The organism is Actibacterium sp. MT2.3-13A (genome assembly GCF_018139985.1).
In the GTDB taxonomy this organism is placed as follows: Bacteria; Pseudomonadota; Alphaproteobacteria; order Rhodobacterales; family Rhodobacteraceae; genus JAGSOU01.
Genome location: NZ_JAGSOU010000003.1, coordinates 139,089 through 154,279 on the forward strand (window position 1 = coordinate 139,089; position 15,191 = coordinate 154,279).

The 15,191-nt window shown below is 67.7% G+C and carries 16 protein-coding genes; 15 read left to right on the plus strand and 1 reads right to left on the minus strand.

What is annotated here, in order from left to right; all coding sequences use genetic code 11:
• Nucleotides 1-6 precede the first annotated feature (6 nt).
• The 5 genes from KCI33_RS04220 to KCI33_RS04240 are packed head-to-tail and all read left to right on the plus strand — an operon-like array spanning nucleotide 7 to nucleotide 4,702.
• Nucleotides 7-243: an acetyl-CoA carboxylase gene (locus KCI33_RS04220; RefSeq protein WP_212523508.1), complete on the plus strand. Its 237-nt coding sequence runs from the start codon at nucleotides 7-9 to the stop codon at nucleotides 241-243.
• Nucleotides 244-254: 11 nt separating this feature from the next.
• On the plus strand, nucleotides 255-1,613 hold the full coding sequence (locus tag KCI33_RS04225; protein WP_212523642.1) for an acetyl-CoA carboxylase biotin carboxylase subunit: 1,359 nt from the start codon (nucleotides 255-257) through the stop codon (nucleotides 1,611-1,613).
• A gap of 23 nt (nucleotides 1,614-1,636) precedes the next feature.
• Complete coding sequence (locus tag KCI33_RS04230; protein ID WP_212523509.1) at nucleotides 1,637-2,512, plus strand: allophanate hydrolase subunit 1; 876 nt, start codon at nucleotides 1,637-1,639, stop codon at nucleotides 2,510-2,512.
• On the plus strand, nucleotides 2,502-3,476 hold the full coding sequence (locus KCI33_RS04235) for a biotin-dependent carboxyltransferase family protein (RefSeq protein WP_212523510.1): 975 nt from the start codon (nucleotides 2,502-2,504) through the stop codon (nucleotides 3,474-3,476). The genes KCI33_RS04230 and KCI33_RS04235 overlap by 11 nt, the downstream gene beginning before the upstream one ends.
• A gap of 5 nt (nucleotides 3,477-3,481) precedes the next feature.
• The gene (locus tag KCI33_RS04240) at nucleotides 3,482-4,702 is read left to right on the plus strand and encodes an extracellular solute-binding protein (protein ID WP_212523511.1); all 1,221 of its coding nucleotides are present in this window, start codon (nucleotides 3,482-3,484) and stop codon (nucleotides 4,700-4,702) included.
• Between the two features lie 5 nt (nucleotides 4,703-4,707).
• Here KCI33_RS04240 and KCI33_RS17870 read toward each other — a convergent pair whose 3' ends face one another.
• Complete coding sequence (locus tag KCI33_RS17870; RefSeq protein WP_249138905.1) at nucleotides 4,708-5,715, minus strand: GntR family transcriptional regulator; 1,008 nt, start codon at nucleotides 5,713-5,715, stop codon at nucleotides 4,708-4,710.
• 228 nt (nucleotides 5,716-5,943) lie between these two features.
• On the opposite strand from KCI33_RS17870, the gene KCI33_RS04250 reads away from it, so the two are divergent.
• The 10 genes from KCI33_RS04250 to KCI33_RS04295 all read left to right on the plus strand — a co-directional run bounded on the left by KCI33_RS04250 (nucleotide 5,944) and on the right by KCI33_RS04295 (nucleotide 15,169).
• Nucleotides 5,944-7,044: an ABC transporter ATP-binding protein gene (locus tag KCI33_RS04250; protein ID WP_249138916.1), complete on the plus strand. Its 1,101-nt coding sequence runs from the start codon at nucleotides 5,944-5,946 to the stop codon at nucleotides 7,042-7,044.
• Nucleotides 7,044-7,955: an ABC transporter permease gene (locus KCI33_RS04255; protein WP_212523513.1), complete on the plus strand. Its 912-nt coding sequence runs from the start codon at nucleotides 7,044-7,046 to the stop codon at nucleotides 7,953-7,955. Before KCI33_RS04250 ends, KCI33_RS04255 begins: the two co-directional genes overlap by 1 nt.
• A gap of 12 nt (nucleotides 7,956-7,967) precedes the next feature.
• Nucleotides 7,968-8,825, plus strand: a complete 858-nt coding sequence (locus KCI33_RS04260; protein ID WP_212523514.1) for an ABC transporter permease — start codon at nucleotides 7,968-7,970, stop codon at nucleotides 8,823-8,825.
• Complete coding sequence (locus KCI33_RS04265; RefSeq protein WP_212523515.1) at nucleotides 8,822-9,568, plus strand: SDR family oxidoreductase; 747 nt, start codon at nucleotides 8,822-8,824, stop codon at nucleotides 9,566-9,568. The genes KCI33_RS04260 and KCI33_RS04265 overlap by 4 nt, the downstream gene beginning before the upstream one ends.
• A 13-nt stretch (nucleotides 9,569-9,581) precedes the next feature.
• The gene (locus tag KCI33_RS04270) at nucleotides 9,582-10,334 is read left to right on the plus strand and encodes an SDR family NAD(P)-dependent oxidoreductase (protein WP_212523516.1); all 753 of its coding nucleotides are present in this window, start codon (nucleotides 9,582-9,584) and stop codon (nucleotides 10,332-10,334) included.
• A gap of 45 nt (nucleotides 10,335-10,379) precedes the next feature.
• Complete coding sequence (locus KCI33_RS04275; RefSeq protein WP_212523517.1) at nucleotides 10,380-11,591, plus strand: extracellular solute-binding protein; 1,212 nt, start codon at nucleotides 10,380-10,382, stop codon at nucleotides 11,589-11,591.
• An 82-nt stretch (nucleotides 11,592-11,673) separates the two neighbouring features.
• Nucleotides 11,674-12,783, plus strand: coding sequence for an ABC transporter ATP-binding protein (locus KCI33_RS04280; RefSeq protein WP_212523518.1), 1,110 nt, complete (start codon nucleotides 11,674-11,676; stop codon nucleotides 12,781-12,783).
• Nucleotides 12,784-12,886: 103 nt separating this feature from the next.
• A complete protein-coding gene (locus KCI33_RS04285; protein WP_212523519.1) occupies nucleotides 12,887-13,762 on the plus strand; it encodes a polysaccharide deacetylase in 876 nt (291 codons plus the stop codon).
• Nucleotides 13,763-13,823: 61 nt separating this feature from the next.
• Entirely contained in the window at nucleotides 13,824-14,153 is a 330-nt protein-coding gene (locus tag KCI33_RS04290; protein WP_212523520.1) for a hypothetical protein, read from the plus strand.
• Nucleotides 14,150-15,169, plus strand: coding sequence for a GTP-binding protein (locus KCI33_RS04295; RefSeq protein WP_212523521.1), 1,020 nt, complete (start codon nucleotides 14,150-14,152; stop codon nucleotides 15,167-15,169). The genes KCI33_RS04290 and KCI33_RS04295 overlap by 4 nt, the downstream gene beginning before the upstream one ends.
• Nucleotides 15,170-15,191: the final 22 nt, after the last annotated feature.

Sequence of the window (15,191 nt, forward strand, 5' to 3'; positions counted from 1 at the left end):
AGAACCATGGCCAAGACCATCCAATCCCCGCTTCCCGGCACCTTCTACCGCCGGCCCGCCCCCGATCAGCCGGAATTCGTCGCCGAGGGCGGCTCGGTTGCCGCGGGTGACACGATCGGGCTGATCGAGGTGATGAAGACCTTTCACGAGGTCACCGCCGAGCAGGCCGGCAGCAATATCCGCTTCTCCGTGGAAAACGAGGCGCCGGTGACCGCGGGCGCCGTTCTGGCCGAGATGGACTGATCGCCGTGGACCTGACCGGACGCAGCCTTTTCATCGCCAACCGTGGCGAAATCGCGGTGCGGATCAACCGCGCCGCGCGCAGCCTCGGCATGGAGGTGATCCAGGCCCATTCCGAGGCCGACGCCGACATGCTGGCGGTGAGGCTGGCCGACCGCGCGGTCGAGATCGGCCCGCCGGCGGCGACGAAATCCTATCTCGACATCGCCCGCGTGGTGGAGGCCGCCAGGGCCTCGGGCGCCGACGCGGTGCATCCCGGCTACGGCTTCCTGGCCGAGAACGCCGCCTTCGCCGCGGCGGTCGAGGCGGCGGGGATGATCTTTGTCGGACCCAGCGCCGAGACCATCGCGCGGATGGGCGACAAGGTGGCGGCGCGCGCCGCCGCGATCGCCGCCGGGGTGCCCACCGCGCCCGGCAGCGAAGGCCGCATCGAGGGCCTCGCCGAGGCGCGCGCGGTGGTGGCCGAGATCGGCTTTCCGGTGATGATCAAGGCGGCCGCCGGCGGCGGCGGGCGCGGCATCCGCGTGGTCGAGAGCGACGCCGACCTGGAGCGCCTGATCCCGCAGGCCCAGACAGAGGCCGCCGCGGCCTTCGGCGACGGCGGGCTTTATGTGGAGCGCATGGTGCGCGACGCCCGCCATGTCGAGGTGCAGATCCTCGGTGACGGCAGCCGCGCGGTGCATCTGTTCGAGCGCGAATGCTCGCTGCAGCGGCGCCGGCAGAAGGTTTGGGAGGAGGCCCCCGCGGCCTGCCTCGGCGCAGAGGCCCGCGCCCGGGTCTGCGCCGCGTCGGTGCGGCTGGCCGAGGCGGTGGGCTATCGCGGCGCCGGCACGCTGGAATTCCTCTTCGAACCGGCGCGCGACGCGTTCTATTTCATGGAGATGAACACCCGCATCCAGGTGGAGCACCCGGTGACCGAGATGATCACCGGCGTCGACCTGGTGGCCGAGATGATCCGCGTCGCCTTCGGCGCGCCGCTGGGCCTGCGCCAGGAGGAGATCGCCATCGACGGCCACGCCATCGAGGTGCGGGTGAACGCCGAGGACCCGTCGAAGAACTTCATGCCCTTCCCGGGCGTGACCGGCGCCATCGAGACGCCGGAGGGGGTGCGCTTCGACACCATGCTTTACGAGGGCTACGCAATCCCGCCCTTCTACGACTCGCTTCTGGGCAAGCTGATCGTGCATGGCGCCGACCGCGACGAGGCGCTTTCGCGGCTGCGCGAGGCGCTGGCGCAGACGCGCATCGGCGGGCTCAAGACCACCCTGCCGCTTTTTTCGGCACTGGCCCGGGATCCGGAGGTCCTGGCCGGCGAGGTCAACACCGCCTGGTTGGAATCCTGGCTGCAACGAAACATCATTCAGGCTGCCTGAGCGCGGCGAGGAGGCGAGACGCGATGAAAACACGATATTCATTCGGCGGCGATGAGCACATCTTTGTCGAAGTCGACGAGGAAATGTCGCTGGACGCTTTTTTCAAAAGCCTGTCCATGACCAACGCCGTGCGCAACAGCAACATCCCCGGCGTCACCGAGATCTGCCCGGCCAACGCCTCGTTCCAGGTCAAGTTCGACCCGGACCGGATCCATCCCGACGACATGATGGCCGAACTGAAGAAGCTGGAAAGCGCCGCCGAGAACGCCGAGAAGCGGCTGACCACGCGGATCATCGAGATCCCGGTCTTCTATAACGACCCCTGGACGCATGAGACGCTGATGCGCTTCCGCGAGCGCCACCAGGACCCGAACGGGACCGACCTGGAATATGCCGCGCGCATCAACGGCTTCGACAGCGTGGACGATTTCATCACCGCGCATCATTCGACGCCCTGGTTCGTGTCGATGGTGGGGTTCGTCTCGGGGTTGCCCTTCCTCTACCAGCTGGTCGATCGTGAGCGCCAGCTGCAGGTTCCCAAATACCTGCGGCCGCGCACCGACACGCCCAGGCTGACGGTCGGGCACGGCGGCTGCTTCGCCTGCATCTACTCGGTGCGCGGGGCGGGCGGCTACCAGATGTTCGGCATCACCCCCATGCCGATCTACGACCCCGAGCAGAAGGTCCGGCACCTGAAGGACTTCATGGTGTTCTTCAAGCCCGGCGACATCGTGAAATACAAGCCCATCGACCGCACCGAATACGACCGGATCGTCGCCGAAGTGGAGGCCGGGACCTACGCGCCCCGGATCGCCGAGGTTGAGTTCGATCTGGATGCCTTCAACGCGGATATGGAAGGCGTGAACGCCAAGCTGAAGGAGGCGCTCTATGTCGGTTAAGGTCATCAAACCCGGCCTTCTCACCACGGTGCAGGATCTGGGCCGCCCGGGCTATTTCCATCTCGGCATCCCGATGGGCGGCGCGATGGACCGCCTGGCGATGCGCAGCGCCAACCTGCTGGTCGGCAACGACGAGGGGGCGGCGGGGCTGGAGGCAGTTTTCATGGGGCCGGAGCTGGAATTCACCCAGGACGCGCTGGTCGCGGTCACCGGCGCCGACATGCCGATCTTCGTCGACGAGGTCGAACAGCCCGGCTGGACCGCGATCGCGGTCAAGGCCGGGCAGCGGCTGGGCTTCGGCTTCCTGCGCTCCGGTGCGCGGGCCTATATCGCCATCTCGGGCGGCATCGACACGCCGCCGGCGCTGGGCTCGCGCTCGACCTACGCGATCGGCGCGCTGGGCGGGGTCGAGGGCCGCGCCATCGCCGTCGAGGACGAGTTGCCGATCGGGCGGGCCTCGGGCAAGGGCAGGGCCGGCGCCAGCGTCCCGCAGGCGCTGCGCCGCGGCCCCGGTTCGCCGGCCGAGTTGCGGATGCTGCCCGGGCTTTACTGGCACCGCATCACGGAGGCAGCCCAGAAGGGCTTCTTCGAGGACGAATGGGCCGTCGCGCCCGAGGCCGACCGCATGGGATACCGCTTCCGCAACGGCCGCCCGCTGGAATTCGTCGAGCGCGAACAGCCCTTCGGCGCGGGCTCGGACCCGTCGAACATCGTGGACGGGTGCTATCCCTACGGCTCGGTCCAGGTGCCCGGCGGCACGGAGCCGATCGTGCTGCACCGTGACGCGGTGTCGGGGGGCGGCTATTTCATGATCGGAACGGTGATTTCCGCCGATATGGACCTGATCGGCCAGTTGCAGCCGCATACGCCGGTGAAGTTTGTTAAGGTGGACATGGACGCGGCGCTGGCCGCGCGCGCGGAGCGTGCGGCGCTGATGCAGCGCATCCGGGAAGCGGTGGGCTAGGGGTGATGGGCGCGGAGGTTCTCGACAAGGGCAGGCTGTCGGCCCCGGCGGTGCGCCGGGCCCGGCCGGCGCTGCGCGTGCTCGGCACCTCGGTGACCCAGACCCGCGCCATGACCGAGGCCGCGCGCGAGGAGCTTGGCCTCGATTTCGACTTCATCACCCTCGATGGCATGCGGGCGCAGCGCCAGGGCGCGCTGCGGCCCGACAGTTTCGATGTCTACGACCAGTGGTTCCACGATGTCGACCTGATCTGGCCCACCGGCTCGGTGCAGCCGATCGACGTGCGGCGCATCGACCGCTGGGACGAGATCAACGCCCTGCCCAAGACCGGGCGGCTGCGCCCCGACCTGCCGCTCGCGCGCGGCGGCGACCCGTCGCAGCGGCTCTATGTCCAACTCGACGGCTCGCTCGACAAGAAACCGTCGGACCACATCAGCATGGTGCCCACCGTGCACAACGCCGACAGCTTCGCCGTGGTCGGCTGCGACCCGGAGGAGATCACCAGCTGGGGCGCGCTGCTCGATCCGGACTGGTCGGGGCGGGTGGTGCTGCAGGGCGATGCCGCGATCGGCAGCCTCGACATGGTGCTGGCGCTGCAGGCGCAGGGGCTGCTGCAATCGGCCGACCTGGGCGACCTGACGCTGGAAGAGATCGACGCGCTGACCGAGCAGCTGGGCGCCTATGACCAGCGCGGCCATTTCCGCTGCATCTGGGCCGATGAATCCGAGGCCGTGGCGGCGCTGCAGGGCAAGCCGCCGATGATCGGCTCGCTCTGGTGGTCGGGCTTCACCAAACTGCGGGCGCTGGGCGTGCCGGTGTCGATGGTGACCCCCGCCGAGGGCTACCGCGGCTGGTTCGGCGGGCTGGCGCTGTCGTCGCGCCTGGACGACTGGGTGCGCGACGCGGCCTATGACTACATCAACTGGTGGCTCGACGGGCGGGCGGGGGCGATCATGATGCGCTCGGGCGCCTACATGTCCAACCCCGACGCGGTGCGCCCCCATGTCGCCGAGGCGGAGTGGGGATTCTGGTACGAGGGCCTGCCGGCGGCCGAGGACATCCTCGACGCCAATGGCAACACCACCTTCCGCAAGGGTGAGCGCCGCGAGGGCGGTAGGTATTCCGACCGGATGTCGCGGATCCGGGTCTGGGACAACATCATGATCGAGCACAACTACCTGGTGCGCCGCTGGGAAAGCGCGCTGGGTCTGGGCGGGGGGCACTGAGCATGTCAGGCGGTCTGGCGCTGCAGATAGCGGGGCAGGTCAGGCTCGGGGAAGACCGAGATCGCCATCAGCCGCTTGCGCGTGCGCTCGGCGGCCAGGCGCATGTGCTCCTCCAGGGCCTGCGCCGCGGCCGCGTGCGCGCCCCGCTTGATGAATTCCAGAACGATCAGGTGCTCGCGCAGCGACACCTCGAAGGGGCGCGCCCCGACATAGGAGGCGAACACCCGGTTCACCACCAGCGCGATCTGGGTCTGGTGGATCATCCGCAGCAGGTAGCCGTTGGACGAGCGCGCCAGCAGGCGGACATGGATGTCGTTCTCCAACTCGTCGATCAGCGCCGCGTCGAGCTCCGTCCGCCCCGAGATCGCATCGTCGGCGGCCTGCCACATGCGCTGGATCTCGGCGGGCGCCATCTGCGACGCGCTTTCCATGAGCGCCAGCGGCTCCAGCTTGCCGCGGATGTTGAAATAATGGGCCACGTCGCGCGCGGTCAGCGGCCCCACCACCCAGTGCGAGCGCAGGTCCTTGCGCACCAGCCCGCGGTCCTGGAAGCGCGACAGCAACTCGCGCACGATGGTGCGGCTGACCTCGAAATGATCGGCCGCGGCCTGCTCGTTGATGCGGAACAGGCCGAAGGGCAGCGCCAGCGCCAGGCTGTCCTCGAAGCGCCGCGCGATCCGCTCGGCGGTGGCCGGCTGCGGCTCGGGCGGCGAATCCGGCGCCAGGCCCAGCATCTCGCGCGTCAGCGGGGTGCGGGTCGGCGTGACCTTGCCGGCGCCGTGCACGACGAAGCCGCGGCCCTCGAACCGGGCGATCAGCCCGACTTCCAGCAGCTCGTTCAGCGCGGTGCGCACCGGCGTCCGGCTGGTGCCGAACAGGCTGGCGATGCGGCCTTCGGTCAGGACGGTCCCCTTGGGCAGGGTGCCGCTGCGGATCGCCTGCGACAGTGACTCCTTGATCGCCGCGTAGCGCGGGGCGGGGCGGCTGTCCGGGTCGTGGGGTGGGATGTTCAAGATCGCACGCCTTTCGTTCTTTTGAGCAAGGATAAATGCACTTCGTGCACGATGACCATTATTTTTTCGCCTAGATTGCGGGCTTTTGCGGGTTTGCGCGCGGTAAAGTGCAATTTCTGGCGCATGGGCTCAGAAAAATTTTGACTTTTGAACGCGAAACGCACAGCCTCGACTCATGGGGGCGCTGAGACCCCCGCAACAAACAGGTGAGGGATTCGGCCCGCGATGATGGAGCTTCATGGCCTCGGAAAGACGTTCGGCGGAAAGGCGGCGATTGCCGGTCTTTCGCTTCGCGTCGAAGATGATGAGTATCTGACATTGCTTGGACCTTCGGGCTCAGGGAAGTCGACGATGCTGCGTCTGATTGCGGGGCTTGAGGCGCCCGAGACCGGGCGCATCTTTCTCAACGGCGAAGACATCACGACCCGACCGACGCATCTGCGCGGGCTCGGTTTCGTGCAGCAGAATTACGCGCTGTTCCCGCATATGACGGTGGGCGACAACGTCGCCTTCGGGCTGCGCAACCGGATCGTCGATCCGGTGACCGACGAGACCGTGGTCGCGCGACGGGTCGGCGAAATGCTGGAACTGGTCGGCCTGCAGGGGCTCGAGGGGCGCATGGTCGGGCAGATCTCGGGCGGGCAGAAACAGCGGGTGTCGCTGGCCCGCACCCTGATCACCGAGCCCAAGGTCTGCCTGCTGGACGAGCCGCTGGGCGCGCTGGACGCCAACCTGCGCGAACGCATGACCATCGAACTGCGCAAGATCCGCGAGGCGCTGGGCGTGACCTTCTTCCACGTCACCGGCAACGAGAGCGAGGCGCTGGCCATGGGCGACCGGATGATCGTGCTCGACGAGGGCCGCGCCATCCAGGTCGATTCTCCGGACGCCGTGTTCCATGCGCCGGCGACCGTGCGCGTCGCGAAATTCATCAACAGCTACAACATCCTCGGCGGCCGCACCGAGGGCGGCGCGTTCCGCCACGGCGACCAGAGGCTGCAGATGCCGGCGGGCGCGGGCGAGGCCGCCTATTATGCGCTGCGCTTCGATGCGACCGAGATCGAGCCCGCTGGCGCCAGCGTCGCGCCGGGCCGGGCCTCGATGCCCGCGACCTTCATCGCGAGCGAGTTCATGGGCAGCCGGGTGGTGCATTTCTTCAAATGCTCCGACGGCGCGCTGTTCGAGGTGGAGCGTCATCTCAGCCGCTCCGATCCGGTCGAATACCGCGGCGGCGAGCAGCGGCTGCTGTCGTGGGACGTGAACGCCGTCCTTCTGTTCGATGCCTCCGGCCGCCGGATCGCCGCGGCCCAGACCAAGGGAGCTGCCTGATGGTTGCGACACCCGATATCGCCGCGTCCGAAACCGGCGCTCCGATGGCCCCCAAGCCGGGCTTCCTGAGCCGCAACCGGCATTTTCTGCTGCTGGCGCCCGGCGTCATCTGGATGGTGCTGTTCCTGATCGTGCCGCTGGTGATGATGGTCTATGTCAGCTTCTGGACCCAGACCACCTTTGCCATCAAGCCCGACCTGACCCTGAAATCCTGGGCCACCTTCTTCGGCTCGGAGACCTATTTCGGGGCGCTGCTGCGGACCCTGCGTATCTGGCTGACGGTGCTGTTCCTGACGCTGCTCCTCGGGTATCCGACGGCGCTGTTCATCGGCCAGTTCGTCCGCAACAAGACCGTGCAGACGGTGCTGCTGGTGGCCTGCGTGATCCCGTTCTGGACCTCCTTCCTGATCCGCGTGCTGGCGTGGCGGCCGATGCTGGGCAAGGAGGGCGCGATCAACATCGTGCTGCAGAAACTGGGCCTCATCACCCAGCCGATCGAGGTGCTGCTGTTCACCGAGCTGTCGGTGATCATCGGCATGGTGCAGATCTATGTGGTGTTCATGGTCGGCCCGATCGCCTTCATGCTGGCGCGCATCGACGAGAGCCTGATCGAGGCCGCGCGCGACCTCGGCGCCTCGTCCTCGACGATCTTCCGCAAGATCATCTTCCCGCTCAGCCTGCCGGGCGTGGTGGTGGGCGCGATCTTCGTCTCGGTCATGGTGCTGGGCGAGTTCGCCACCGCCTCGGCGCTGTCGGGCCGCAAGGTCAACCTGCTGGGCAACATCATCGTCACCCAGGTGGGGTCGCTGAAATGGGCCTTCGCGGCGGTGGTGGGCGTGGTGCTGACCGTGGTCATGGCCGCGGTGATCACCGGGCTGCTGCGAATCGTCAACCTGCGCCGTGAGCTCTGAGGGGGAATAGCGATGCAACAACTGACCGCAACGCGCTGGGTTCTGGCCCTCTATACCGCGCTGTTCCTCGCCTTCCTCTATGGCCCCTTCGTGGTGATGGCGATCCTGAGCTTCCAGCAGGGGCCGGAGGGCGGGCCGCAGTTCCCGATCATCGAATGGTCGACCTTCTGGTACAAGCATGTGCTGGGCTTCGCGCCGCCCTCGCGCGTGGCGCCGCTGCCGATCGGCGAGGCGCTGACCCGCTCGCTGACGCTGGCCTTCGCCACGATGGTGGTGTCCACCGTGCTGGGCACGCTGACCGCGCAGGCCTTCCGCCGGCAGTTCAAGGGCTCGGGTTTCGTGTTCTACCTGGTGGTTCTGGGCATGATGGTCCCGGGCGTGCTGCTGGGCCTCGGGATGGCGCTGGTCGCCGACCAGATGGACATCGCCCGCACCTGGTGGGGAACGGCCTTCGTGCTGCATGTGGTCTATACCTACCCCTTCGCCTTCCTGGTGATGCTGGCGATCTTCAACCGCTTCGACAAAGGCGTGGAAGAGGCCGCCTGGGCGCTGGGCGTACCGCCGGGGCGGACCTTCCGCAAGGTGACCTTCCCGATGATCTTCCCGGGCGTTCTGTCGGCCATGCTGTTCGCGCTGACGCTCAGCTATGACGAGTTTCCGCGCACGCTGTTCACCGGCGGCTCCGAGGTTACCATGCCGATCGCCATCTACGGCACCTTCGCGGTCGAGATCCACCCCAACCTCTTTGCCTTCGGGGTGCTGACCACGCTGTTCTCATTCTCGCTGCTGGCGGTCTACGGCATCCTGATGAGCGCCTCCGTGCGCCGCGCGAATGCCCGCGCCTCGGGCATCCAGGAGGACGTGGCATGACCCGGCTGGCGCACCACGCGGCGGTCGTCACCGGCGCCGGCGCGGGCATCGGCCGGGCCATTGCCGAACGGCTGGCCGCCGAGGGCGCGCGGGTGGTGGTCAACGACCTGAGGGCCGAGGCCGCCGCGGCCACCGCCGACGCGATCGTCGCGGCGGGCGGGACGGCCCTGGCCGCGCCGGGCGATGTCAGCTCCGAGGCGGATATCGACCGGGTGTTCGCGGCCTGCGAGGCAGCCTACGGCCCCTGCACCCTGGCGGTGAACAACGCCGGCATCGTGCAGCAGTTGCGCTTTGCCGAGATGTCGGCCGAGGATTGGGACCGGATGATCGCGGTGCATCTGCGCGGCTGTTTCCTGGGCGCGCGGCGGGCGATCGGGCCGATGCTTGAGGCCGGCTCGGGCTGCATCGTCAACATCGCCTCGCAGCTGGGCCAGATCGGCGGCATCGAGCTGACCCATTACAGCGCCGCCAAGGCCGGGATCATCGGCCTGACCAAGGCGCTGGCGCGCGAGGTCAGCGCCTCGGGGGTGCGCGTCAACGCGGTCGCGCCGGGGCCGATCAACACCGAGCTGGTGCTGGGCCTGTCCGAGGACTGGCGTGCGACCAAGGCCGCCGAACTGCCGCTGGGCCGTTTCGGCGAACCCGAGGACGTGGCCGCCACGGTGGCCTTCCTCGCCTCGGAGGATGCGAGGATCTACGTCGGCCAGACCCTGGGGCCGAATTCCGGCGATGTGATGTTGTGAGGGAGAGCAAGGCATGAAAACGGTTCTGATCACGGGCGCCGGCATCGGCATCGGACGCGCCACGGCGCTGGCCTTCGGCAAGGCGGGATACCGGGTCATCGTGACCGACGTCCTGCAGGACGAGGGCGCGGCGGTCGCCGCCGAGATCGAAGCGGACGGCGGCACCGCCGAGTTCCACCCGCTCGACGTCACCTCGACCGAACAGAGCAACGCGGTGGTGGCCAGGGTGGAGGCCGCGCATGGCGCGCTCGATACGCTGGTGTGCAACGCGGGCATCGCGCACAAGGTGCCGCTCGACCAGCTGACCGACGAGAAATGGGACCACACATTCGACGTGGACCTGAAGGGCATGATCCGGGTGATCCGCGCGGCGGCGCCGAAGATGCGCGCGGCCGGGCAGGGCTCGGTCGTCTGCCTCAGCTCGATCATGGGCGTGGCCTATGGCTGGGACGAGCATGTGCATTACTCGGCCGCCAAGTCGGGCGTGGTCGGGCTGGTGCGCGGTCTCGCGGTGGAACTGGCGGCCTCGGGCGTGCGGGTGAACGGCGTGGCGCCGGGCTACATCCGCACCGCTCAGGCGCTGTCGGAACAGCATTCTCTGGGGCCGGCGGGCCTGGAGAAGGCCGCTGAATTCATTCCCATGGGCAGGGTCGGCGAAGCCGCCGACATCGCCGATGTCATCTGTTTCCTTGCATCCGATGCGGCCCGGTATGTGACCGGCCAGGTCGTTACGGTGGATGGAGGGTTGCTGGTCGGCCGTTACTAGGCCGGCCCGCGCGCGCGGTCGTCAACTACAACAGGGAAGCGAAAGATGAAAAACTACAATTGTTCGCGCCGCGGCTTCATGGCCGGCGCAGGCGCATTGGCCGGGTCTTCGGCCCTGCTCAGCCCCCAGATGCTCTGGGCCCAGGGCCTCGGAGACCAGCAACTGCGGACCGTCGGCCTGTCGGTGACGGTGCAGGAGCGCATCCTGAACGACTTCAAGGCCAAGTCGGGCGTGGGCTCGGTGTCGGGCAAGGCCGACATTTTCCCCAACACCCAGACCGAGCTGCTGTCGGGCTCCAACGCCTATGACTGCTGGGAAATCATCGGCGAGCGCCTGCCGGCGATGACCATCACCGAAACCATCACGCCGATCCCGACGGCGGATCTGAGCAACTGGGGCAACATCCGCCCGACCTTCACCGAGACCGATCCCAAGATGGAAGCGCGGGCGCAGATTTCGGGCCAGATCTGGGCGGACGAGGCCAAGACCCAGCTGTGGATGGTGCCCACCGTCTACAACTTCGACTCGATCGGCTACCGCCCGGACCTCGTTTCGGCCGAGGAGGCGAACACCTGGACCGCGCTGTTCGACGAGAAGTTCAAGGGCAAGACCGGCCTGAACGTCGACCCGCTGATCGCCTTCGGCCAGGCCATCCTGGCGATGAACTCGCTCGGACTGCTTGAGGTTCCGAACCCCGGCAACCCCAGCGCCGATGAAATCGACGAGGCCGCCAAGTTCCTGATCGCCAAGAAGAAGGCCGGCCAGTTCCGCGCCCTGTGGGGCGATTTCGGCGAGCTGGTGAACCTGCTGGCCTCGGGCGAGATGATCCTCGCCGACGCCTGGCAGCCGGCGGTGATGGCGGTCAAGGCGCAGGGCATCCAGTGCTCCTACGCGGTGCCGAAGGAAGGCTATCGCGCCTGGTCGATCGGCATCTCGCAGATCGCCAACAGCCCCAATGGCGATGCCGTCAAGGCCTATGCCGATTACTGGCTGTCCGGCGCGCCCGGCATCACGGTGTCGGAGCAGGGCTACTATTCGCCGACCACCAACATCAAGGATGTGATGGACCCGGACAAATACGCCTTCTGGTACGAGGGCCAGCCCTGGAAGGGCGCGCCGGAGCGCGGCATCAACGAAGGCGACCTGCGCGACGGCGGCTCGCTGGAGGAGCGCGCCAGCCATGTCAGCTACTGGCACCAGTGGCCCGACGAGTACGACCACCTCATCAGCCGCTGGGACGAATTCCTCAGCGCCTGACGGCATGACGCCGTGGGAAAGGGGGGCGCCCCCTTTCCCACATCCCCAAGCCCAACAGCGTTGCGACAGGAGCCGCGCCCCCATGACGAATTTCGATCTCGAACTCGTGAAAATCCGCAAGGTCTATCCCGGCGGGACCGTCGCCGTGGAGGATTTCGACCTGCAGGTCTCGAAAGGCGAGTTCATCTCTTTCGTGGGGCCCTCGGGCTGCGGCAAGACGACCACGCTGCGGATGATAGCGGGGCTCGAAAGCATCACCTCGGGCGAGCTGCTGATCCGCGGCCGCAATTTCACCCATGTCCCGACCGAAAAGCGCCCGACATCGACGATTTTCCAGAACTACGCGATCTTCCCGCACATGACGGTGCGTCAGAACATCGCCTTTGGCCTGCAGGTGCGCAACGTGCCCTCCGACGAGGTCAAGCGCCGGGTCGACACGATCATCGAGAAACTGGAACTGGGCGACGTCGCCGACGCCAAAGAAAGCGCCCTGTCGGGCGGCCAGAAACAGCGTCTGGCGCTGGGCCGCGGCCTGGTGACCGAGCCCGAGATCCTGCTGCTGGACGAGCCGCTGGGCGCGCTCGACGCGAACCTGCGGAAATCCATCCAGGAAGAGCTGAAGATCCTGCAGCGCGACCTCGGCATCACCTTCGTCTTCGTCACCCACGCGCAATCCGAGGCGCTGAGCATGGGTGACCGCGTGGTGGTGATGAACTCCGGCAGGGTCGAGCAGATCTCGGCCCCGTTCGAGCTTTACACGCGGCCGAAATCGCCTTTCGTGGCGCGCTTCATCGGCCGCAACAAGATCATCGACGGCCAGCTTGCCGAAATCGGCGCCGGCCGGGCCACGGTGCAGACCCGTTTCGGCCTGCTGTCGGGCGTGCCCGGCTTCGATCCGGCAGCGGCGCGCCCTGGGGCGCAGGCGCTGGCCGTGGTGCCCTCGGAATATGTCGGCGTGCACCGCGCGGATGACCCCCGGGGCGACACGCCGCTCGACAGCGTCAAGGGCACCGTGACCGCGATGGATCGGGTCGGGCAGGTCATCTACGTCTCGGTCCGGCTGGACGACCGGCTGGACGTGCGGCTGGAGACCTACCGCGACAAGCTCGAGGGCCGCGGCATCGAGCCCGGCTCGGAGGTCGAACTGCGCTGGAACCCCGAACGCACCACGATCGTTCTCGACGCGGGCTGAGGGGGAGGGCCGCGCCCGGCGGCGGGCGCGGGCGACAAGACGAACAACAAACAGGCGCCGCCTGAGGACGGTGCCGATCCGAACCAACTAGGGAGTGAAACACATGGCTAAAGAAATCTACTGCGCCTTTGGCGTGGACGTCGATGCCGTCGGCGGCTGGCTCGGCTCCTACGGCGGCGAGGACAGCCCCTGCGACATCAGCCGCGGCATGTTCGCGGGCGAGGTCGGCTCGATGCGGCTGCTCGACCTGTTCGACCGCTGGGGCATCAAGACCACCTGGTTCGTCCCCGGCCACTCGATCGAGACCTTCCCCGAGCAGATGAAGCGCGTGGCCGAGGCCGGCCACGAGATCGGCATGCACGGCTACAGCCACGAAAACCCGATCGCCATGACGCCCGAGCAGGAAGAGGCGGTGATGGACAAGTCCATCGAGCTGATCGAACAGCTCTGCGGCCGCCGACCCACCGGCTATGTCGCGCCGTGGTGGGAATTCTCGCCGGTGTCGAACGAGCTGTTGCTGAAGAAGGGCATCAAGTACGACCATTCGCTGATGCATAACGACTACTCGCCCTACCGGGTGCGCGTCGGCGACAGCTGGACCAAGATCGACTATTCCAAGAAGGCCGAGGAGTGGATGAAGCCGCTGGTGCGCGGCCAGGAGACCGACCTGATCGAGATTCCGGCCTCGTGGTGGCTCGACGACCTGCCGCCGATGATGTTCATGAAGGCCGCGCCGAACAGCCACGGCTTCGTCAGCCCGCGGCACCTGGAAGAGATCTGGCGTGACCAGTTCGACTGGGTCTACCGCGAGATGGACTACGCGGTGTTCACCTTCACCATCCACCCGGACGTGTCGGGCAAGCCGCAGGTGCTGCTGATGCTGGAGCGCCTCTACAACCACATCATCTCGCATCCCGGCGTCAAGTTCACCACCTTCGACGCGATCGCGGACGATTACAACCGGCGCTTCCCGCGCTGATCCTTGCGCCCGGGCCGCATGGCGCGGCCCGGGCCGTTCCACCGACAGGGAGACGGACGACATGTGCGGCCTTTGCGGGCTGCTGGGGGTGGTCCATTGGACCGAGACCTCGGCACATCCAGACGCGTTCACCGGCGATGCCCGGCGCACCATCCGCGCCGAACGCAGCCACCGGGCCGCCATCGTCAACGCCGCGCTGGCGCCGCTGCGGATGAAGGTGAAGGATTTCCAGGCCAGCAGCTACATCCTGACCTCCGCCACCGGCCGCAGCGAGATCGTCGACGACATCCAGGCGGTCTGGGGCGCGGTTGAGCGTCTGCGCGGCGCGCCCGTCGATCCGCTCGACCCCGACTGGCTGGCGGCGCTGCCGGGGCAGGGGGGCAAGCCATGATCCCGGTGAACATCATCACCGGCTTCCTCGGCTCGGGCAAGACGACGCTGCTGCGCGAGATCCTGTCGCGGCCGGAGTTTTCCGACACCGCCGTCATCGTCAACGAATTCGGCGAGGTCGGGCTCGATCACATCCTGCTGGAGGAGGTCGAGGAGGGCGTGCTGCTGATGGACTCGGGTTGCCTGTGCTGCACCATCCGCAGCGACCTGAAGGACACCCTGCGCGACCTGCACGACCGCGCCGCGCGCGGCGACATCCCGCGCTTCCGCCGGGTGGTGGTGGAGACCACGGGGCTGGCCGATCCAGCCCCGATCGTCTCGACCATCGCGGCGGAGCCGGTGATCCGCAACCACTACCGCATCGGAAACATCATCTGCACGGTCGAGGCCGTGGCCGGCGCGCAGACGCTGGCCGGCCAGCCCGAGGCGGTGAAGCAGGCCTCGGTCGCGGACCGCATCCTGATCACCAAATGCGACCTCTCCGACGCGCCGGAGATCGCCGCGCTTGAGGCCCGGCTGCATGCGCTGAACCCGGTGGCCGCCGTGGTCCGCAGCGAGGGGCGTGACTTCGACGCCGATTTCCTCTTCGCCGAGGATCTGGGCGATGCCGAGCGCCGCGCCGCCGAGGTCGCCCGCTGGCTGGAGAGCGCCGCGCGCGCGCCGGCCCATGACCACCTGCACGACAGCGACACCAATTCCTTCGTGATCGTCTATCCGCAGCCGATCGACTGGACGGCCTTCGGGGTCTGGCTGACCGCGCTGCTGCATGTGCATGGCGCGCATGTCCTGCGGGTCAAGGGCATCCTGAACGTGCAGGACTCGGACACGCCGGTGGTGATCCACGGGGTGCAGCATGTCGTGCACCCGCCGCTGCACCTGCACCGCTGGCCCGACGAGGATCGCACCTCGCGGATCATCTTCATCACCCGCGGCATCGGCGAAGGGGCGATCCGCCATTCGCTGACGACCTTTCTGGCCGCGGTCGCGCCCGCGGGCGGGGGGGAGGCCGCGGCATGATCCTCCCCCGCGCGCGCATCCC